Genomic DNA, 21,422 nt, shown 5'->3' on the forward strand with positions numbered 1-21,422 from the left:
AATAAACTAAAACAAACAAAAATGAAGATTTTAAAAACTTCTTTATTCTCTCTTTTTTTAATTACATCTATGTATGCACAAGAAAATGTAACCTATCAAAAGCCTTCACAAGAAATTTTGCAACTGGCAGAGTTTGAACGTGCCCCTTCTATTTTTATGGATAGTAAAATGGAATACATGCTTTTGAGTTACAGAAGTACCTACAAAACATTGGATGATTTGAATGTTGAAGAGATGCGATTAGGTGGTTTACGAATCGATGTAAACACAAACATTTCAAGTACATTAACCTATATTGACAATTTAAAAGTTAGAAAGGTAAAAGACAAAAATGAAATTCAAGTTAAAGGTTTACCCGCTAATGCGAGAATCTCGAATTTAACCGTTTCGCCTGATCAAACAAAAATTGCTTTTACCAACACCGTTGCCACTGGAGTTGAATTATGGGTCCTTGATTTCCGTACTGCGGAAGCCAAAAAGCTAACGGACGCTAATTTAAATGCCAATTTAGGTAATCCTATTACTTGGTTGAGAGATAATAAACAGCTCTTAGTTAGTGTAATTCCAGCAAATAGAGCTGCTTTAATAGATACGAAAAAGAACTTACCAACCGGACCTATCGTTTCAGTTAGCGAAGAAGGTGTTGTTTCTCAAAATAGAACTTATCAAGATTTACTAAAAAACAAAACGGATGAAGCTAATTTTGAAACATTAGTAACTTCTGAGCTCTATCTTGTTGATTTAAATGGCAATAAAAAGCTATTCAAAGAAGCAGCGATGTACGCTAGTGAATCTATTTCGCCTGACGGGAACTACATAATGTTAACTACACTTGAAAAACCCTTCTCTTACCTTGTACCTTTGAATCGTTTTCCGATGAAAACAATTGTATACAACATGGATGGGACTCTTGTGAAGGAAGTAAATGATATTCCTCTAAACGAAATCATGCCTAAAGGATTTATGGCTGTTAGAGAAGGCAAGAGAAGTATGCAATGGCGTGCAGATCAACCAGCTACGCTATCTTTTGTTGAGGCATTAGATGGTGGTGATCCTGCCAAAGAATCACAATATAGAGATGAAGTATTCACTTGGGAAGCTCCATTCAATACGGCTCCTAAATCGCTTGTAAAACTAGGTCAACGTTATGCGGGAATTACGTGGGGTAATGACCAAGTAGCTCTTGTTTCTGATCAATGGTATGATACGAGAAACACAAGAAAATTCTTAATCAATCCATCAACAAACAACCCGAGTCCGATCAAAATAGAGGATAGAAATGAACAAGACGTGTATAGTGATCCGGGAACATTCGAAACGAAACGAAACGAATTTGGCCGTTATACTTTAGCGATAGACAACAACAAAATGTTTTTAATTGGTGATGGATATACCCCTAAAGGGCAATTTCCGTTTATTGACGAGTTCGATCTAACTACATTAAAAACAAAACGTTTATATCAATCTACGTACACAACTAAAAAAGAAAACATTCAATCGATTGAAGATATCAAAAAAGGATTGGTCTTGGTTTCTATTCAGTCACCTACTGAATATCCAAACTACTACTTTAGAAACATCAAAAAGAAAAATGACATTCAACCGATTACAGCATTCAAAAATCCATTTGAAAGCTTGAAGGGCGTGTACAAAGAAGTTATTACTTATAAAAGAGCGGATGGTTTAGAACTATCGGGAACTTTATATTTACCTGCCAATTACGACAGAAAGAATAAAACCGAAAAATTACCTTTATTGATTTGGGCTTATCCAACAGAATACAAAGACAAAAACAGTGCTGGACAGGTTACTTCTAACTCCAGTGAGTTTACCTTTCCTTACTACGGATCGTTTGTCTATTGGGTTACTAAAGGTTATGCCGTATTAGATGATGCTGCATTCCCTATTGTTGGTGAAGGTACAGAAGAACCCAACGACACCTATATTGAACAATTAGTTGCTAATGGTAAAGCAGCCATTGATGCTGTTGATGCATTGGGTTATATTGACCGTTCTAAAGTTGGAGTTGGCGGACATTCGTATGGTGCTTTTATGACGGCAAACTTGTTGACACATTCAGATCTATTTGCAGTAGGTATTGCGAGAAGTGGGGCATATAATAGAACGTTAACACCTTTTGGATTCCAAACAGAACAACGAAACTATTGGGAAGTTCCACAAGTATACAACACGATGTCTCCTTTTATGAATGCAGATAAGATGAAAACGCCAATGCTATTGGTTCACGGAGAAGCAGACAACAATCCAGGTACATTTACGCTACAAACAGAGCGTTACTTCCAAGCGCTAAAAGGATTGGGAGCTCCAGTTCGCATGGTGATCCTACCTAAAGAAAGTCACAGTTATGTAGCCAAAGAAAACATCTTCCACCTTTTATGGGAACAAGATCAATTCTTGGAAAAATACTTGAAAAATAAATAACGAAAAGACCCCAAAGGGTCTTTTTTTGGAGAGAGGAAAGTGGAAAGAAGAGAAGAGTAGATTTTACGAATAGAGAAGAAACTTCCTTTAAACAAAAACTCAATACCTCAACAAACCACAAGATAAAAAAAAAGCTTGCGTTAAAAAACGCAAGCTTTTTTTATCTTGTTAATCTTTCTTCTTTCTTCTCTCCATTAACCTATTCGTCAACGCGTTCTATCTTTACACCTAAAGCACGTAAACGCTCGTCTATTCTTTCATATCCACGATCGATTTGATCGATGTTTTGAATAACACTTGTTCCTTGCGCTGATAGGGCAGCAATTAACAGAGAAATCCCTGCGCGAATATCGGGTGATGACATACGAGTTGCTTTTAGTTGTGATTTAAAATCATGACCGATAACAACTGCTCTATGCGGGTCACACAAGATAATCTTCGCTCCCATATCAATTAATTTATCTACAAAGAACAAACGGCTTTCAAACATTTTTTGATGAATCAATACTTCTCCTCTTGCTTGAGTTGCCACTACCAAAATAACACTCAATAAGTCTGGTGTTAATCCTGGCCATGGTGCATCGGCAATGGTCAAGATAGAGCCATCGATAAAACTTTGTATTTCGTATCCTTGTGTGTGAGCTGGAATGTAGATATCATCTCCTCTTTTTTCCAACTGAATACCCAAACGTCTAAAAGTATTTGGAATTACTCCTAAATGTTCCCAGCCGACATTTTTAATGGTTAATTCACTTTTGGTCATAGCAGCTAATCCAATCCACGACCCAATTTCAATCATATCAGGTAGGATTCCGTGTTCACAACCATGTAATTCGTCTACTCCCTCAATAGTTAAGAAGTTAGACCCTACGCCTGTGATCTTTGCTCCCATGCTATTTAGCATTTTACAAAGTTGTTGCAGGTAAGGTTCACAGGCAGCATTGTAAATTGTTGTTATTCCTTTTGCCAATACGGCAGCCATCACAATATTAGCTGTTCCTGTAACAGACGCTTCTTCCAACAACATATCTGCACCCACTAATTGTTCTGCTTCAACGCCGTAAAAATATTCTTCTCTATTGTATCGAAATGTCGCGCCTAATTTAATAAACCCTTCAAAGTGAGTATCTAAACGACGTCTTCCAATCTTATCACCGCCTGGTTTAGGAATATAACCTTTACCAAAACGCCCTAATAGTGGACCAACCATCATAATAGATCCTCTCAATGCTTTTCCTCCTGCTTTAAAATCGTCAGAAGTCAAATAATCCATATTGAGTTCATCTGCCTGAAAAGACATTTTATTTGGGGCTAAACGCTCAATTTTCACCCCTAAAGATTCCAATAGTTCAATTAATTTATTGACATCAATAATATCGGGAATATTGGAAATTACAACTTTTTCTTTAGTTAATAATACTGCGCAAAGTACTTGTAAAGCTTCATTTTTAGCACCTTGTGCATGCACTTCACCTTTTAATTGATGACCTCCTTCAATTCTAAATGTACTCATTGCTTTTTACCTTTTGCTTGAAAATTATGCTTATTATACTTCTTGTTGTTATTGTTGTTGTTTTTCTGGTTGTTATTATTCGCATTTGTATTATTGGAATAATTACTTTTATTCGACTGTTTTCGATTTACTTGAATCAAATTCGCCGTAGTAGACAACTCCTCTTCTTGTTTAGATAAATTTATTTTCCCTCCTGAAAGTTCACTTAAATGCTCAAAAATAACCTCATCTTTTACATTGTCTTTGTTCCAACTGAGGTAACTTTTTTTCATGTGATTTGCAATAACAATAATCAATGCATCTTTCATCTCCCCTTCTTCAAATTTCAACGCTTCTGCAATCATACTCTTGATATTGTTCCCATAATAACGATAATTTAGCTGTTTTTTGGGATAAGGCAATACCTCCGGTTTTGCGTACACCGTTTCTCTTGTTGCAATAGGAAATGGGCAATCAACATCTAATTTAAAATCTGATATCATAAAAAGCTGATCCCATAATTTATGCTGAAAATCAGGCACATCGCGTAAATGAGGATTCATATCTCCCATAATTCGGATAGCAAAATTTGCCGCTTTATTTCGTTCTTCTCTGTTTTCAATTGACATGATATGCTCAATCATTAACTGAAGATGACGACCGTAATCGGGAATTACTAATTTATTGGAGGCTGTATTATAGCCTAAGTGTGTTACTGCTTCTGCGGAGTTGAATTTCATCTAATTGGTGTTTACTAAGTTTGGCTCATTGTCCTAGCTATAAAAGTAAGAAAGTTTCTAGGATAAAGCAATTTTTACAAGGACAATAACCCTTCAATTGTCGATAGTTCAATATACTTATCTACAATCGCTTGTGCACTTGTCATATGAACTTTTATCGATACACTAGTAAACGTTCCTTTACTTGAATTTCTGAAGTTTATCACGGGATTCATTCCATCAAAAGCACGCTCAATTTGAGCAATCTTACGCTCATCTGCTGGAACAATAAATTTAAACAAGTATTCGTTTGGCCAAGTTCTTTCAAACTCAAGCTTTTCTTTCAAGCTCTCGTAAAATTCTTTCGTCTTCGTATCCATAAAATATTTTGATGCAAATATATGTATTTTGATTGGTAAATAGTGTATGGGAAAAGGGAAAAGGGAGAGAGGAATGAAAGAGGAAAGAGGAAAGAGGAAAGAGGAATGAAAGAAGAAAGAGGAAAGAAGAAAGAAAGAAATCGAAACGCAGTGACCACTTACTCACCACCTCATCACCTATCTCACCTAGTTTATATTTGTTTTGGTGTTCGATGAATATATCTCACCTATTTTATATTGGTTTTAGTGTTCGATGAATCTTCACTGCGTTTCGATTTCACCCTCACCTCACCTCACCTCACCTCAACACCTCAACACCTCATCACCTCAACACCTCAACACCTCATCACCTCAACACCTCATCACCTATCTCACCTAGTTTATATTTGTTTTGGTGTTCGATGAATCTACACTGCGTTTCGATTTCACCATCACCATCACCTCATCACCTCATCACCTCATCACCTCATCACCTCATCACCTCAACACCTCATCACCCTATTTTAACCTTATCTTATAATAAAGAATCTCAGAAACGTCATGTTATCCCGACTTTTTGTACTACTTTTGCCCCTTTCTTATTTTTAAGTAGAAATGAATACAAAACTCGTTTTAATAATCGGTGGCCCAGGATCTGGTAAAACAACCATAATCAATGAATTAATTGCGAAGGGTTATACTTGTTATCCTGAAATATCAAGAGAGGTTACAAAAAAAGCACAGGAGAAGGGAATTGATCAACTTTTCTTAACAGAACCGTTGTTATTTAGTCAACTATTACTAGAAGGTAGAATTGATCAGCATAAAAATGCCGTTGAAGAAGAAGCTTCAATTGTTTTCATTGATCGCGGAATTCCCGATGTACTCGCTTATATGCATTACAAGGGGGATGTTTATCCCGAAAGCTTTGATTTGGCTTGTAAAAACCACTTATATCATCAAATTTTCCTTTTACCGCCCTGGGAAAATATCTACATTAGTGATGAGCAACGCTATGAATCTTTTGAACAGGCAAATCTCATTCACCGTTATTTAGTAGATACCTACAAAAATTATGGGTATGACTTAATCGAAGTTCCCCGTGAAACGATTGCCAAGAGAGTAGAATTTATCTTAGAAAGAGTATAATATAAAAAAGGATTGTTTCGACAATCCTTTTTACATTTTTGACTACCTTAGTCGAAAGTAAAACCTACCTATCCATGACTAAAAAACCCATCGATTTACTTCAACAATACTGGAAACACACTTCTTTTCGTGAGCCACAAGAAGCTATTATCGATGCCGTTTTACAAAGAAAGGATACGTTTGCTTTGCTACCAACAGGAGGAGGTAAAAGTATTTGTTTTCAAATTCCTGCTTTACTTCTTCCGGGTACTTGTTTAGTGATTTCACCTTTGGTTGCTTTAATGCAAGATCAGGTCAATAATTTAAATGCCTTAGGAATTAAAGCTGCTGCTATTGTTGGTGGAACTTCTTTAACTGATATTGATGCAATACTAGACAATTGTCTCTATGGCGAGTATAAATTGTTGTATTTATCTCCTGAACGACTGGAGCAAACCTGGTTATTGGAACGCATTGAAAATCTCAAAATCAGCTTAATTGCCGTTGATGAAGCCCATTGTATATCACAATGGGGAAATGATTTCCGTCCGGCTTACCTCAAAATAAATCAATTGCGTAAACTCTTTTCTTCTGTGGGAATTATTGCATTGACTGGTTCGGCCAATAAACGCGTAATTGCTGATATTTGCACCAATCTTGAACTAAAAGACGTTGCTTTATTTACCAAGAGTTTCTATCGCGACAACCTCATCTATGGGGTATATCAAGTAGAAAATAAAGAAGCAATTGTTGAGCGAATTTTACAAAAGAATCCTTTTCCCACTATTATTTATGTTCGCAGCAGAAAGGAAACACAACTCCTCGCACAACAACTCAATCAAAAGAATTACAAGGCTAATTTTTTTCACGGTGGATTAAACACTTTTGAGAAAAAAAAGCGCCTCGATGATTGGATGGCTGAAAAAACACCTATTATGGTAGCTACTAATGCTTTTGGTATGGGGATTGACAAAAAAAACGTACGAAATGTCATTCACTTGCAATTGCCTGAAAATTTGGAAAACTACTATCAAGAAGCTGGTCGTGCAGGACGCGATGAATCCAAAGCTTTTGCCTCTTTGCTCCTTTCTCCTAGTGAACCCAAAACAGTAGAAGATTGGTGTAAAGAAAACATATTCGACAAGGCGTTTTTAAAACTGGTTTACCGAAAGCTAAACAATTACCTCAGCATTGGTCTTGGTGAAGGATATAACACGTCATACTCCTTTAGTTTTAATCAGTTTTGTTTACACTACAAATTTCCATACACGTTAACATACAATGCCTTGCAATTTTTGGATCGACAAGCTATTTGCAGATTAACCCCCAATTCTAACAACAAAACACAAGTTCAATTTGTTGTTAGCAGTAGTGAATTGTTAGACTATGTTTATGATAATGAGCGTCAAGAAAATGTACTCCTTCAAATAATTCGACATTACCCTGGAATACATGAATACAACACACCGATTAACCTTGCCTTTATCAGTGAACAAGTACATGAACCAATTCTGTTTATCCAAGAGTGCCTACAAACCTGGCATCAAGAAAATCTATGCATCTTCACACCAGAAGAGCACGACTTAGAGCTTACTTTTTACGAAGCGTGGGAGGAGGATAAAACCATTTATCGAACATTTCCTTTCTTAGAGCAACAGAATAAATTAAAACGAGAGCAATACGAAGCGATTTATTTTTACGCACAAAATGACGATATTTGTAAAAATAAAATCCTCCTGCAATACTTTGATGAAAAGCTAGAGCAAAATTGTGGTACCTGCTCCACTTGTTTACAACGAAGCAAAAAGAAAACCACGGTTAGTTTGACTCAAATAAAAGAACTTGTTTTGCTGCATCTACAACGCGAAGAGGTGGCCTCAGCAAGTGAATTGGAAATTGCACTCAATCTCAGTATACAGGATATTCTTGTTGTTCTGCAAATTTTAGTCGAACAACAACAAATTAAACTGAATAATAAAAATCAATATAGCTTAATATAATGAAAGACTTACGTATCATTTTTATGGGAACTCCTGATTTTGCAGTTGGGATTCTCGATGCGATGTACCAACATAATTTCAACATTGTCGCTGTAATTACAGCACCGGATCGCCCTGCAGGTAGAGGTCAAAAACTAAAGTATTCAGCGGTAAAGGAGTATGCTTTAGAAAAGCAATTACCTGTTCTACAGCCAACAAACCTTAAAGAAGAAGCTTTTTTAGAAGAATTAGCTTCATATCAAGCCAATTTACAGGTTGTTGTGGCCTTTAGAATGCTTCCAGCGGTGGTATGGCAAATGCCTTCTTTGGGGACATTTAACCTCCATGCTTCTCTATTACCTGATTACAGAGGAGCCGCCCCTATTAATTGGGCCATCATCAATGGAGAGACAAAAACAGGGGTTACCACCTTCTTTATCGATGAAAAAATTGATACTGGAGCAATCATTTTAAAGAAAGAAACAGCTATTGGACCAAAGGAAACTGCGGGTGAATTACACGATCGCTTAATGACATTAGGAGCTGAAACTGTGGTAGAAACACTCGAGTTAATACAAGAAGGTGACGTAAAAGTAGTGCATCAACCAGCAGAAGACACCAAAACAGCATACAAACTCAATCGAGAGAATTGCAAAATCGACTTTAGTAAATCGGGTAAGGAAATAGAACAGTTAATTCGTGGCTTGAGTCCCTATCCAGCGGCATGGTGCATGTTAGAAGACCGCGAAACACAACAAGAGTGGAACATCAAAATATACGAAGCACACTTTGAAGAAGAAGCACACCAACTACCTATAGGACAAGTAATTACAACCAAAAAAACCATTAAAGCAGCGGTGCAAAATGGCTTTATAAATCTTGTTAAAATACAGTTACCAGGTAAGAAAATGATGGCGGCAAACGAAGTATTAAATGGACAAAATTTTAGCGAAAACACTATCGTTTTATAACTCATTATCATTTTATCAAAAACTTCACATAGAACCTTAACACAAAAAAAGATATTCTATTTCGTTTTTTTTTCGCAAAAAGCTTGTTTTATAACTTTATAACCCTAAATTTGTAATAAGAACGTTAATAAAGTTAACCTTTAAAAAAAATTATTATGAACAAAACAGAATTAATTGATGCTATCGCAAAGGATGCAGAAATCAGTAAAGTTGCAGCGAAAAAAGCTTTAGAATCTTTCTTATCTAACGTTGAGTCTACATTAGCTAAAGGAGACAAAATTTCATTGGTAGGTTTCGGTTCATGGTCAGTATCTGAAAGAGCTGCTAGAGAAGGAAGAAACCCTCAAACTGGAAAAACAATTAAAATTGCTGCTAAAAAAGTAGTTAAATTTAAAGCTGGATCTGAGTTAGAAGGATCTGTAAACAAGTAATTACTGAATTTGTTTATGTAATATAAACATATCAAAATAGTAAAAATCAAAAAAGTCTTATTATATTGTATAATGAGACTTTTTTTTATGCCTATACTATGACAGAACACGAGATCAACAAAGGAGATTATCTAATTGCACTTCCCTCTGCCTACAATCCCAATGACGTAGAGTTCAATCAGTCTGTGATTCTCTTAACAGATCACAACATTGATGGTTGTATGGGCTTTATCCTAAATAAACCCACTCCCTACCTACTCAGTGAATTGGTACCTGAAAGTAGCGGTGCATTTACCGTGTATCACGGTGGTCCGGTTGAGCCTGATCGCTTGTTTTGTATTCACAAATGTCCAGATCTTATTCCGGATAGTATTGCCATCACGGATCAATTGTATTGGGGAGGAGATTTTAATAGCATATTTAACCACATCGAAATGGGATTACTCACCCACTTAGATTTACGCTTTTTTATGGGATATTCTGGTTGGGACAATGGTCAACTCGAAATGGAATTATCCAACCATCATTGGATTAAAACACCTAATCTACGCTTTAACCCCTTAGAACAAGCAACAAAAACATATTGGAAAGAAGCCATGCAAACCATGGGGAAAGATTTTAGTATCTGGTTCAATGCTCCCGAGAATCCAAATCTAAATTAGTTAACAGCTAACGGTGGATTTTTCTGAAATGAAATAAGAAAGGAATTTCTTTAAACGATTGCGCGGATTGTGTGGTTCGTTGACACTGCTGCCTTATAACTAGAAGTTGAGGTGGTGAGATGATGAGGTGAGATAGATGGTGAGATGGTGAGGTGATGAGGTGGTGAGGTGGTGAGGTGGTGAAGTGGTGAGGTGAGATAGATGGTGAGATGCTAAACAAAGAGCAAACCTCACAAACAACGAACAAAAAACAACGAACAAAAAAACCACCCCTACAAAGGAATGGTTTTTCTATATATTGATCATCTACTGTAAACAGTTAACAGTTAAGTGTCAACCCTCTACTACATCAAGCGAATTTTAGCATTCAATCGATCCATCAAATCTTTAGCGATTTGAGTTGTAAACGTTTTTTTTCTGTATTTGGTTACGGGTTGAATTCCAGTAATAACATTGGTGATAAAAATCTCATCTGCTTTTTGTAATTCAAATGGAGATATCGCTCCCTCTTCTAAAGTCAAATCGGGGTGTTTTCCGATAAGTTCTATTATTTGCTTGCGCATTACACCTTTTACACAACCTTCGTCCAAAGGAGGCGTTTTAATTGCGTTTTGACTCACCACGAATAAATTTCCATTTACGGCTTCTATGATATTCTTTTTATCATTAACCAATAAACAGTTTTGGTATTCATTTTCTGAAGCAAAAATACTTGCCAACACATTGACAGCTCTATTGGTTGTTTTTACGGTAGACAGTAAATTCGCTGCGACATAAAAATCTTTGTACAGTTCAACTTCGTATGCTTGATCTTGAAAAGTATAAACTGTTTGTTCTAAAGCTTCTGCAGTTGCTACAAATCCGATGCTTTTATTTTCTCGAGGAAGGTACTTCCCTGCTGCATCGCGATAAACAGTTAAACGCACGCGAAAAGCTTTTGCTTCACTCAAACAAGCATCTGCTGTTTTTATAATTTCTTCTTGAAAATTTTCTAAGGTAAAATGCATGGGAATTTCCATTCTCATGATTCTCATGGATGACATCAATCTAAAGTAGTGATCTTCAGCGAATAAAACTTTTCGATCTAAGACTCTAACTGTTTCAAAAACAGCGTCTCCGTATAAAAATCCACGGTTGTTTTCTATTGCAAGGTCAGTAGTAGAAACAAGTTTGCCGTTAACATTAATCATAGTTCTAATTTGTGATTACTATTAACGGCAAATATAAGTTATATTTTATGGAATTTAAGCAGATCCTAGGACTTGTTTTAAATCCATAATTTGATTTTCCCACAATTGTTTCGATTCATTCACTTCGTCTGATTCTGCGAAGTCTGTTACGATAATAGTAACATCTTTCGTCAATTCGTCGCGGATTATTTTTATTTCAAAATAGTATTCGGTATCCTCACCGTCTTCATCTAACCATCTATAACGTACTCTTTCGTCTGTTTTTCTTGTAACAACTCTTGCTTTTTCCTCCGAATCTCCCCATATAAAAGAATAAACTTCTCCTCTAGAGTTAACATTGTCAGCAAACCATTCGCTTAATCCTGAGGGATCTGACACGTATTGATATAACAGTTGAGGGGATGAATTTATTGAAAATTCTAATTCATATTTTTCTTTCATAGCTATACTTAAAAAGTTATAATTCCTCGAATATAATCATATTTTGGTAATAAAAAAATATTTTTTAAGAAGGCTACTATTTGCTTTATACCAAAATAATAGTAACTTTGCACTCGCATTCCTAGAAATAGGATAAAGATCAACATTTGGCGAGGTAGCTCAGTTGGTTAGAGCGCAGGATTCATAACCCTGAGGTCACGGGTTCAACTCCCGTCTTCGCTACAAAAACACAAGACTTAATCGAGAGATTAGGTCTTTTTTTTTATAAATGAAATCACCTCATATGTGGTGGAAGTTGCTTTTTCTCCATGCTTTCCACAATTTGATTGATGCGTTTCTCTTTCGTTTCTTGCCGCTTGGCAAGGGCTATCCAACTTAAAATTATTTTCCGTGTTGACTTACTCAAACTGAGAAAATAGTCTTTGGAACCACTGTGTTTAGTAAACGCTATTTCCAACTCTTTCGGAATAATCAATTCTTCTACCTCATCCAAAATGATCCAAGAACCGTTTTCCTTTGCAATCGCTATACTTTCAAACCCCGCTTTTGTCATTTGGTTGTTGTCAATGAGCGTTTGAACGATCTCTTTATTGATTTTAGACCAAATACTTTTTGGTTTGCGTTTACTAAAATATTGAATAGACGAAGAATCGTTCACTTTTTTTCTTGTACTGTCAATCCATCCAAAACAAAGCGCTTCATCTACTGCTTCTCGCCAACTGAGTGAGGGAATGTTTGACTTTTTGGTGTAATACACTAACCAAATAAACTGCTTTGATTCGTGGTTCTCCTCTAACCATTGCCTCCAAGCTGCTCTGCTTTGTGGATAAAATGTTTCTATTTCTTTCGTCATATTGCTCCTTATTTGGATTATTCTCGCTGCTCTTGTTTTATTTGATCCAAGATTAGGCAAACTTAGAGCTACTTGATGACAAGGGTATGTCAAGAGTAAAAAATGGATGTGATCTTTTCGAGATAACTAATGGATGTGGTTTTAATTCTTGTAGGGTTCGATTAAAAGGGGAAGTATTCAGAAACATTAAAACTATTGTTTTCGCATTTCAATTCCTGTATGGTACGATTAAAAGGAGGCCTCATTATCTGACCTATGTATAATTAACCCATTTCAATTCCTGTATGGTACGATTAAAAGTCGAACGTTTTTTTTAACATTAATTCTTTGACATTAATTTCAATTCCTGTATGGTACGATTAAAAGTCTTCACTCAAATATTTAATTTTTTGATCAAACATATTTCAATTCCTGTATGGTACGATTAAAAGAAGTGAATATCTCAATTGCGGATATCAAAGCTTTGAGATTTCAACTCCTGTATGGTACGATTAAAAGTCGGAAAAAAAACAAGTTTAAAGTTCCGGTTCTTGAATTTCAATTCCTGTATGGTACGATTAAAAGGTTCCGCTTATTATCACATTTGTCAACATATACCAGATTTCAATTCCTGTATGGTACGATTAAAAGGAATGAGTTGGATCGATACTTCTAAGACACCAAAATTTCAATTCCTGTATGGTACGATTAAAAGGGATGGTTTAGAACTTAGAACATCTAAATTTACTGCATTTCAATTCCTGTATGGTACGATTAAAAGTGGTTTGCGATGGTGTTAAACGTGTTGAATACTTATTTCAATTCCTGTATGGTACGATTAAAAGGCAGACTCTAATAGAACTTCTGAAGAAGATTATATATTTCAATTCCTGTATGGTACGATTAAAAGTCAAAGGGGGACAGCATAACTGATCAAATTACATTAATTTCAATTCCTGTATGGTACGATTAAAAGTTGATTTTGTTGGGGCTCGTCTCAATTCTATCGAATTTCAATTCCTGTATGGTACGATTAAAAGTTTTCCATCCACTTCAATTAATGGTGAAACATCAGAATTTCAATTCCTGTATGGTACGATTAAAAGATGGAGTAATTGAAACACTCAACTATTATGTCAATAAATTTCAATTCCTGTATGGTACGATTAAAAGTTGATTTTGTTGGGGCTCGTCTCAATTCTATCGAATTTCAATTCCTGTATGGTACGATTAAAAGTTTTCCATCCACTTCAATTAATGGTGAAACATCAGAATTTCAATTCCTGTATGGTACGATTAAAAGATGGAGTAATTGAAACACTCAACTATTATGTCAATAAATTTCAATTCCTGTATGGTACGATTAAAAGGTTAGAGCACAAATTTGAAGTAGATGATTTAGAACCATTTCAATTCCTGTATGGTACGATTAAAAGTGGGATAAAAGAAAAAACTGATCAGCTGACCATGAGATTTCAATTCCTGTATGGTACGATTAAAAGAGACATTAGAAAAATATCAGTAGGAACAGGACACCCATTTCAATTCCTGTATGGTACGATTAAAAGTCTATTTAGAGATTTGATTATTTATTTTTCTTATCGATTTCAATTCCTGTATGGTACGATTAAAAGTAGAATCGCCTTACCTCCAAACAAATCCATACTTATTTCAATTCCTGTATGGTACGATTAAAAGCAGTGATTGGTAAAACGTTAGCAGTTGCATCCTCATATTTCAATTCCTGTATGGTACGATTAAAAGCAGTGATTGGGAAAACGTTAGCAGTTGCATCCTCATATTTCAATTCCTGTATGGTACGATTAAAAGTGGTATTTCCGCAGCTGGATTAATTGCTGCGATTACATTTCAATTCCTGTATGGTACGATTAAAAGAGTTATCCAATCAAGCCAAAGAATTGGCTGGAGCATATTTCAATTCCTGTATGGTACGATTAAAAGGTAACTGAACAAATTTGAGTATGGTAAAATTATCATATTTCAATTCCTGTATGGTACGATTAAAAGTTAAAGGTACAGATAGTCTTTGTTGAGCAATTCCTAAATTTCAATTCCTGTATGGTACGATTAAAAGTTAAAGGTACAGATAGTCTTTGTTGAGCAATTCCTAAATTTCAATTCCTGTATGGTACGATTAAAAGTAGACTACTATATTATTGGTCTTTAATTCTTTGTATAATTTCAATTCCTGTATGGTACGATTAAAAGAGAGGAAGTGCAATACAACGCACCTTATTTGAGTATATTTCAATTCCTGTATGGTACGATTAAAAGCCCTTTTGTTATGGTGTTATTCTTGGTATAACTTCATTTCAATTCCTGTATGGTACGATTAAAAGAACACAGCTCTTTAATTCGTTCTTGTGTCAACGCTATTTCAATTCCTGTATGGTACGATTAAAAGAGTCATTTCGTTTGGCCATGGAAGGTAAATACGACAATTTCAATTCCTGTATGGTACGATTAAAAGCTGTTGATAACCCTAAAGGAAGGGCTAATTTGAAATCATTTCAATTCCTGTATGGTACGATTAAAAGATTCAATTACCAAAAGGAACTATGTTAATTTAAGAAGATTTCAATTCCTGTATGGTACGATTAAAAGTGCAAACATGCCCGCAACTTCATTTCCTAGAATGATTTCAATTCCTGTATGGTACGATTAAAAGTTTACACTCCGTCACGTTTTGACAAAGATATACACAATTTCAATTCCTGTATGGTACGATTAAAAGCACTGGAGTACAAAACAGATCCTTTGCGTTTCTTATTTCAATTCCTGTATGGTACGATTAAAAGTTTTGAATATGTACAAGTAGGTACGTGTTTTATTTCATTTCAATTCCTGTATGGTACGATTAAAAGGCAATTCGAGAATAATATTCAAGAATATGTAGAAACATTTCAATTCCTGTATGGTACGATTAAAAGTTCAATTATTTTTAAGTATAGTGATTTAGCTTTAAGATTTCAATTCCTGTATGGTACGATTAAAAGGAGTCAATTAAAGTCTCGTAAACAAACGATACGTGAATTTCAATTCCTGTATGGTACGATTAAAAGAAGAGTCAAGGGTTAACATTTGACGAAGTAACAATATTTCAATTCCTGTATGGTACGATTAAAAGGCTAACTAATAAACTAAACAAAACTTAGCAAATATAATTTCAATTCCTGTATGGTACGATTAAAAGCCGTTAATCAAATGGCATAAAAAAACCCGTTTTATAGGTTTAACAAAAGTATATAATATACTTTCTATTCACAAAATTAGTCGATCAGCAATAACCGATTTTATCCTTATCAGCGACAACTTTATAAACTACTGAAAATCAACACAAAGATAGTTTTTTTTCATTATTTCAAAGAACAATACACTTTCTATTACAGTCATCGACAACTATAAGAAGTTGTCCAATTCATTTTTTTCTTTACCTACTACTTGTTTTTCAAGCCATTTTTCCTCTCTACTTTTAAAAATAATAACACTATCTTCATCTTTATTCATAATGTCTTTAGCCTCTGCTAAGAGCGTTTTTAATTTTACCTCCGTAATCTCCCCCTCAAACACCGAGTTTTGAATCCAATTCAAATAACGCCTGCACAACTTAAGCATCTTACCTACCCTCTTTTCACCTATATCATAAACTAAAATTACATACATTACCAACGTGATTTAAAAGGTTTATATTCTTCTATACCTAACACATGTTTACTTAACTTATAACACTCTAATTTAATCAAATGCTTATAACTTACGTTACGTTTCAATACAGGATGCTTAAATGTTTCTGTTATTTTATCTTCCCAAGCTCTTACAAATATCTTTCTTCCACTTTCTTTTAACGTACAACTGTTCAATTGATGATCAAAATCTTTTGCCTGTATTTCTTTTTTGTTTAACAATCTAAAAATTAAACGATCGACTAATAGTGGCTTGAAAATTTCTGCCAAATCTAAAGCTAATGAATATCGTCTATATCCAGGTTCATGTAAAAAACTTATGGTGGGATTCAGCTGAGTGTGATAAATTTGACTTAAACACAAACTATAACACATCATATTACCAAATGAAATCAAAGCGTTTATTTCATTTTGAGGAGGGCGTTTACTTCGATTTCCCATAATAAAATCAGAAGTAATAATTTCATTGAAAGCGGAATAGTATAATTGTCTAATATTACCTTCTATCCCCATTAACTCATCAATAGCACCACTTGCCTCTATTGATAAATTATACTTTTCAATTATTTCTTGTATATCTTGTAAATCTCTATCTCGATTAATGTAATATCGAAGATTCTTTATCATATTGAAAGAAGTACCTGAAACAAATTTTCGAGCCAATATCATTCTCTTCTTTTTATCGAGATAATGCTTAGTCTGCTCAATCTGCATTTTACCTGCAAGTAAATACTCTTTTGGCATAAAAGAACCTGCATAATGTTCATAGTAATCGAAAAAATGAACTGCTATACCAGCCTTACCTAAAAAGGTATACAAAGCACTATTTGCGTCCAAACTACCAAAACAAAACAAATCTGCAACTCCTTCTATGGGAATATACTTAGGTATCCCTTCATTACCACTACTGTCAACAGGTACAAATTTTAAAGTATTATCCTTTCTACTTAATCTTCCTGGGTTAAATAAATAATATGTCTTTTTCATATAACTTTACTTTTGACTACTCTTCTTCTATATAACAAAAATCATGATAACTACAGGACTTACATATTTTAGCACGTAATACTTGAGGACATTTATCTCTAGAACATATTTCTATAATTTCTCTTTCCCATTTTTGTATCTTCTCAATCTCACCTGGATCTAAAATCACATGTTCTTTTTGTCTTAAAGCAGGATATTCAATAATTCCTGTTGCGCCCTCTATTCCTACTAAAAGCAATCGATACAGATAGTACATCACTTGAGCTCTGTGTGCAGCTTCTACTTTATCAGATTTTTTTATTTCATGCACTACTTTATTACGCGCATCATAATAGTCAATCTTCACATTCCCTAATTGCAGTTCAGTGTATTTCTCTGATCGATCAGGATAAGATAGTTCTCCCAATAACTTACCCTCAGCTACTAAATCAGAATTGTATTCCATGCGAACTCCATGATAATGTAACCACAATTCACGTTTACAAACATGATATAAATTGATATGTGTTGCATTTACTAACATAATACTACAAAAATTGAGATTCTTCTACTCCATATAATCTAGATGTATCCATACCGCCTTCTTCTGTATAAAAATCTTTCCAGTGCTCCATATATTGATATCCATACTGAGATTTTTCTACATTACTAAAATGAACTAATTGTTTTTCAATTGCTTCTGTAGCAAAAACAGCATATACATATTTAGATAAGATACTGTTTAATCGCTTCTCTCTCATTTTTTGAGAAACAAACTCAATTCTGTTGTGTATAATATTAATATAAAGGTTAAACACCTGTGCTCCACAAATTTGATTACAGTTTGTAGGTAAAATACCATATGATTTTAAAAACTTTAATTCTGACTTTGTAAAGAAATCCCTCTCTCCAATTTTAATAGGGATTTTCAAAGGAATAAAACACAAAACATTTTTATTTTCAATTAATTGAAATTCATCATTAACAGATTGAAATCGCAGATTTATTAAATGATTAATATAACCAGTAACATTCTCTACCATCGGAGTAGTTGTCCATTTATTTCTATTGTTAATTACTAAATCATACAACAAATCGAAGTTTTTAGTTTTTAAAATTTCTTGATATTGCTCTGCTTTAATTTTTTCTTTTGTGAATTTGTAACGCAAATCACGTCCATACACAACTGATTCTTTATTATAATTAAACAAGAAGAGTTTGCAGTTTTTTTTGTTAACATTGCGATTAATTCTTCCTGCTAACTGCTCATCCGAATCAATTAAGGAACGATCTTTAAAACCTAAATCCATATCAATATCAACACCTGCTTCAACAACTTGTGTTGTAATCAATAATATTTTCTTGTTTCTATTTTCTTTATCCTTTAAAAAACTAATAATATATTGCCTTCTGTGCTCCAAAATTGTTCCTGAAAGAACAAAAATTTCATCAAAGAACTCATCATCTTTGAACAACTCATAGAAATCAGTTGCAGACTTCTTATAAATGAACTCAATAATTGTATACACGGATCCTTTAGGTTTGGCCCCACCATAGTCAAAATCTGCATAAGCCTTAGATTCTGATACTAATCTACTTGCTAAATGGTTTAAGTCAGCTTTAGATTCAAAATATTCAAAATCAAAGATTACTCTTTCGCAAAAATTCGGATTTTTAAAATATTTCTCCTTTGAATCAGGTAATAAGTACACAAATTCTTGTACCCTTTTTTGTAAAAATTCTATACGATCTAATTTTGGCAGTGTAGCTGACATTAAAATAAACTTAATATTTAATGCTTGGGCATAATGATTAATCAAATAAATAATCTTATCCCATTGACTTGGATTATAGCTTTGCAATTCATCTATAACTACAATCGAATTAGCTAAACGATGAAATAGATAATTTTTATCCTTTCTGTTTGATTTAATACCATCAAAAAAACCTATATGAGTTAATAAACATACTGGATAATGTACGAATAGATTAGAAATATAATTCAATTTTTCTTTGCCATAGGCACCATCTATTTCCGTTTTTTCTGCAAATGCTGCTTTACTATGCAATTCTATAATTTCATTATCATCCAATCCTAATGTTTCTTTTATACTATCTTTAGTTTGGGTAATTAATGTAGTAAAAGGAAAAACGTAAAACACCTTATTAAACTTTCCCTTTGCCCCTTGTAACAACTCCATAGTCGCCAAGATAGATAGATTTGTTTTTCCACCCCCCGTTGGAGCTTCAATGTAAAATAAGTTTTTATCCAAGTTTTCTCTTATGGTTTTAATTACCTCAATACCCATCTCTTTTCGTAGAATATTGAGATTATCACCTGATTGTAATTTTGGATTGATCCATTTATAGGTGTCTAATTCTTTGTAGGTAATCGCATTAAAATTAACTTTAGAGGGATCGTGTATCAAATATTCTGCCTGTGTCAAATATTCATAAATCTGGTTAATTCGCTCTACAGAGAACACACTACTATCTGCAATTGGACATTTGGAACTATATTCATTTGTTGCTAGGTAATCGGCTGCTGTAAGTAGTGAAAAATTTAATTTCAACAACGAATAAAGGGAATCTGAAATACAATATTGATCTAATATTACCGCTATTATTTTAGTATTTCCTATATAACGCACCACCTCTTGCTTGATATCTAAATCAAACTTTGTGAAATACGTTGACATAAAATTCAATGTTTTTTCTCTATCCCTATTAATAAGAATATTAGACATCTCTAGTGTACTAGCTATATTGTCATCTAAGTATGAACTATGATGCTTAAATATGGTATAAGACAACAAATATGCTGTCGACATCAACACGTTTTTTTCTTGATTCCCAAATCGAAATGTCTCCGTTAGTGCTTTACCTAAAAAAATAAAAGCCCCTAAGGAAGAGTGATGGGTTGAAATAATACTATCTTTTTTTGCCTTTCCGAAAAAATGGGTATTATTCATTTTTGTACTATCGGCCTGGAAATTTTCATTTACTTTTCCATGGTCATGAAAACAAATAACATTAATGAATTGTTGTTTGATCTCTTCCCCTACAAGATGATTCTCAACACCTACCTCATTTAGGTAATTATAAATTAATCCATCTATAATTGCATCTAGTTGGTGTTCATTAACAAGTTGCAAAAAATACTTGATAACCAAATTGATATGTTCTACTAAAGTTTCTGGCTGATCTACTCCTTTAGGATCTCTGTGAGCATAATAAATACCTTCGTCACATAAATAACTTTGTAACGAAGGTAATTCACTTACTATTTTTTCTGTGGATTTATATAAATTGGACATAGGTATCTTCTTCTATTAGATGACACAATCCTTCCATTGTATGTGCATTTTTAACCAGATAATCCGTATAAGCAAAATCTTCTAAAATATACTGCATTAGCTTTTCATCAAATAGATAGGGCAAACGTTCAAAAAAAACAAAAGGCAATTCAGCTTCATCACTTCCTAAGGACATAAGATCAGGATATGGCTGTTCTTTATTATCCTTAAGATTAAGTGTTTTTTTAAATAAACTTTTAACCCTAACTCCCTGTTTATCCACCTGTGGATTGATCGTTGATCTGTAAATTCTAAAACTTTCTTTTGTCCACCAGGCAGTAAATTCATTCTTACCAAAATAAGGAATAAACTCTGTTTTAGCCTCCTTTAAATAGTCAAACAACTTTACATGCAATTCAATGGTATCATCTAACTGCAAATAAATTCTATAGGCAGGGTTTATCAACGTTAATTCTTCGGTCAAAAAATTATTTCCTTTATTAGCATACCCCACAGTATTTGTATACTTTATCGCCGTTTTTGTAAAATTACCTTTATCGTGCATTAAAGGTTCAACTGCTATTTTTAAATCCTTTAATTTTAAATAGTATGCTGGTAAAACTCCTTTTTCTCTATAGCCTTCCAATCCTAAAATAGCTCCTAACACCCCTAATATCCCAGGCTTATGGATTATATTGTAGGAAAGATTAATCGTATTATTCGTATCTGGTTTTCGAAAAAAACCAAAATCTGAATGTAAATCTATCGATACTATTTTCATATACTTCTATTAAAACGTAAGTTGAAATC

Annotated in this window: 17 protein-coding genes, 1 tRNA gene and 1 CRISPR repeat array; of the genes, 7 read left to right on the forward strand and 11 right to left on the reverse strand. The window is 34.0% G+C overall.

Features of this window, described 5'->3' with window-relative positions; all coding sequences use genetic code 11:
- The first annotated feature begins 21 nt into the window (after positions 1 to 21).
- A complete protein-coding gene (locus H4K33_RS09345; protein WP_182648226.1) occupies positions 22 to 2,442 on the forward strand; it encodes a S9 family peptidase in 2,421 nt (806 codons plus the stop codon).
- Between the two features lie 199 nt (positions 2,443 to 2,641).
- Here the strand turns inward: H4K33_RS09345 and murA are convergent, their stop codons facing one another.
- The 3 genes from murA to H4K33_RS09360 form a co-directional block, all read right to left on the reverse strand.
- A complete protein-coding gene (gene murA / locus H4K33_RS09350; RefSeq protein WP_182648227.1) occupies positions 2,642 to 3,955 on the reverse strand; it encodes a UDP-N-acetylglucosamine 1-carboxyvinyltransferase in 1,314 nt (437 codons plus the stop codon).
- Positions 3,952 to 4,674: a DUF4290 domain-containing protein gene (locus H4K33_RS09355; RefSeq protein ID WP_182648228.1), complete on the reverse strand. Its 723-nt coding sequence runs from the start codon at positions 4,672 to 4,674 to the stop codon at positions 3,952 to 3,954. Before H4K33_RS09355 ends, murA begins: the two co-directional genes overlap by 4 nt.
- Positions 4,675 to 4,748: 74 nt before the next feature.
- Entirely contained in the window at positions 4,749 to 5,033 is a 285-nt protein-coding gene (locus H4K33_RS09360; protein WP_182648230.1) for a DUF493 family protein, read from the reverse strand.
- 594 nt (positions 5,034 to 5,627) lie between these two features.
- On the opposite strand from H4K33_RS09360, the gene H4K33_RS09365 reads away from it, so the two are divergent.
- The 5 genes from H4K33_RS09365 (at position 5,628) to H4K33_RS09385 (ending at position 10,183) form a co-directional block, all read left to right on the forward strand.
- The gene (locus H4K33_RS09365) at positions 5,628 to 6,161 is read left to right on the forward strand and encodes an AAA family ATPase (protein WP_182648232.1); all 534 of its coding nucleotides are present in this window, start codon (positions 5,628 to 5,630) and stop codon (positions 6,159 to 6,161) included.
- A gap of 74 nt (positions 6,162 to 6,235) precedes the next feature.
- On the forward strand, positions 6,236 to 8,140 hold the full coding sequence (locus H4K33_RS09370; RefSeq protein WP_182648234.1) for an ATP-dependent DNA helicase RecQ: 1,905 nt from the start codon (positions 6,236 to 6,238) through the stop codon (positions 8,138 to 8,140).
- Positions 8,140 to 9,090 (forward strand): methionyl-tRNA formyltransferase, encoded by a 951-nt coding sequence (gene fmt, locus H4K33_RS09375; RefSeq protein ID WP_182648236.1) that lies wholly within the window; start codon positions 8,140 to 8,142, stop codon positions 9,088 to 9,090. The genes H4K33_RS09370 and fmt overlap by 1 nt, the downstream gene beginning before the upstream one ends.
- A gap of 155 nt (positions 9,091 to 9,245) precedes the next feature.
- Positions 9,246 to 9,521, forward strand: a complete 276-nt coding sequence (locus H4K33_RS09380) for an HU family DNA-binding protein (RefSeq protein ID WP_002986040.1) — start codon at positions 9,246 to 9,248, stop codon at positions 9,519 to 9,521.
- A gap of 98 nt (positions 9,522 to 9,619) precedes the next feature.
- A complete protein-coding gene (locus H4K33_RS09385) occupies positions 9,620 to 10,183 on the forward strand; it encodes a YqgE/AlgH family protein (RefSeq protein WP_182648238.1) in 564 nt (187 codons plus the stop codon).
- 344 nt (positions 10,184 to 10,527) lie between these two features.
- Here the strand turns inward: H4K33_RS09385 and H4K33_RS09390 are convergent, their stop codons facing one another.
- Together H4K33_RS09390 and H4K33_RS09395 are read right to left on the reverse strand one after the other, a co-directional pair.
- Positions 10,528 to 11,373 carry an aminotransferase class IV gene (locus H4K33_RS09390; protein ID WP_182648239.1) on the reverse strand — a complete coding sequence of 282 codons (846 nt, stop codon included), beginning with the start codon at positions 11,371 to 11,373 and terminating at the stop codon, positions 10,528 to 10,530.
- A gap of 54 nt (positions 11,374 to 11,427) precedes the next feature.
- A complete protein-coding gene (locus H4K33_RS09395; protein ID WP_182648241.1) occupies positions 11,428 to 11,814 on the reverse strand; it encodes an START-like domain-containing protein in 387 nt (128 codons plus the stop codon).
- Between the two features lie 148 nt (positions 11,815 to 11,962).
- On the opposite strand from H4K33_RS09395, the gene H4K33_RS09400 reads away from it, so the two are divergent.
- Positions 11,963 to 12,036, forward strand: a tRNA-Met gene (locus H4K33_RS09400).
- A 52-nt stretch (positions 12,037 to 12,088) separates the two neighbouring features.
- Here the strand turns inward: H4K33_RS09400 and H4K33_RS09405 are convergent.
- The 6 genes from H4K33_RS09405 to cas5b form a co-directional block, all read right to left on the reverse strand.
- On the reverse strand, positions 12,089 to 12,667 hold the full coding sequence (locus H4K33_RS09405; RefSeq protein WP_182648243.1) for a YdeI family protein: 579 nt from the start codon (positions 12,665 to 12,667) through the stop codon (positions 12,089 to 12,091).
- Between the two features lie 138 nt (positions 12,668 to 12,805).
- A CRISPR array of direct repeats spans positions 12,806 to 15,860; the repeat unit is 30 nt; unit sequence ATTTCAATTCCTGTATGGTACGATTAAAAG.
- A gap of 206 nt (positions 15,861 to 16,066) precedes the next feature.
- Positions 16,067 to 16,330, reverse strand: a complete 264-nt coding sequence (cas2, locus tag H4K33_RS09410) for a CRISPR-associated endonuclease Cas2 (RefSeq protein ID WP_182648246.1) — start codon at positions 16,328 to 16,330, stop codon at positions 16,067 to 16,069.
- Entirely contained in the window at positions 16,330 to 17,337 is a 1,008-nt protein-coding gene (cas1b, locus tag H4K33_RS09415) for a type I-B CRISPR-associated endonuclease Cas1b (RefSeq protein ID WP_182648248.1), read from the reverse strand. The genes cas2 and cas1b overlap by 1 nt, the downstream gene beginning before the upstream one ends.
- 16 nt (positions 17,338 to 17,353) lie before the next feature.
- Entirely contained in the window at positions 17,354 to 17,860 is a 507-nt protein-coding gene (locus tag H4K33_RS09420) for a CRISPR-associated protein Cas4 (RefSeq protein WP_182648250.1), read from the reverse strand.
- Between the two features lie 4 nt (positions 17,861 to 17,864).
- Entirely contained in the window at positions 17,865 to 20,633 is a 2,769-nt protein-coding gene (gene cas3 / locus H4K33_RS09425) for a CRISPR-associated helicase Cas3' (RefSeq protein WP_182648251.1), read from the reverse strand.
- Positions 20,617 to 21,393 carry a type I-B CRISPR-associated protein Cas5b gene (cas5b, locus tag H4K33_RS09430; RefSeq protein ID WP_182648254.1) on the reverse strand — a complete coding sequence of 259 codons (777 nt, stop codon included), beginning with the start codon at positions 21,391 to 21,393 and terminating at the stop codon, positions 20,617 to 20,619. Before cas5b ends, cas3 begins: the two co-directional genes overlap by 17 nt.
- Between the last annotated feature and the right edge of the window lie 29 nt (positions 21,394 to 21,422).

It is taken from the genome of Myroides sp. WP-1 (assembly GCF_014145635.1).
In the GTDB taxonomy this organism is placed as follows: Bacteria; Bacteroidota; Bacteroidia; order Flavobacteriales; family Flavobacteriaceae; genus Flavobacterium.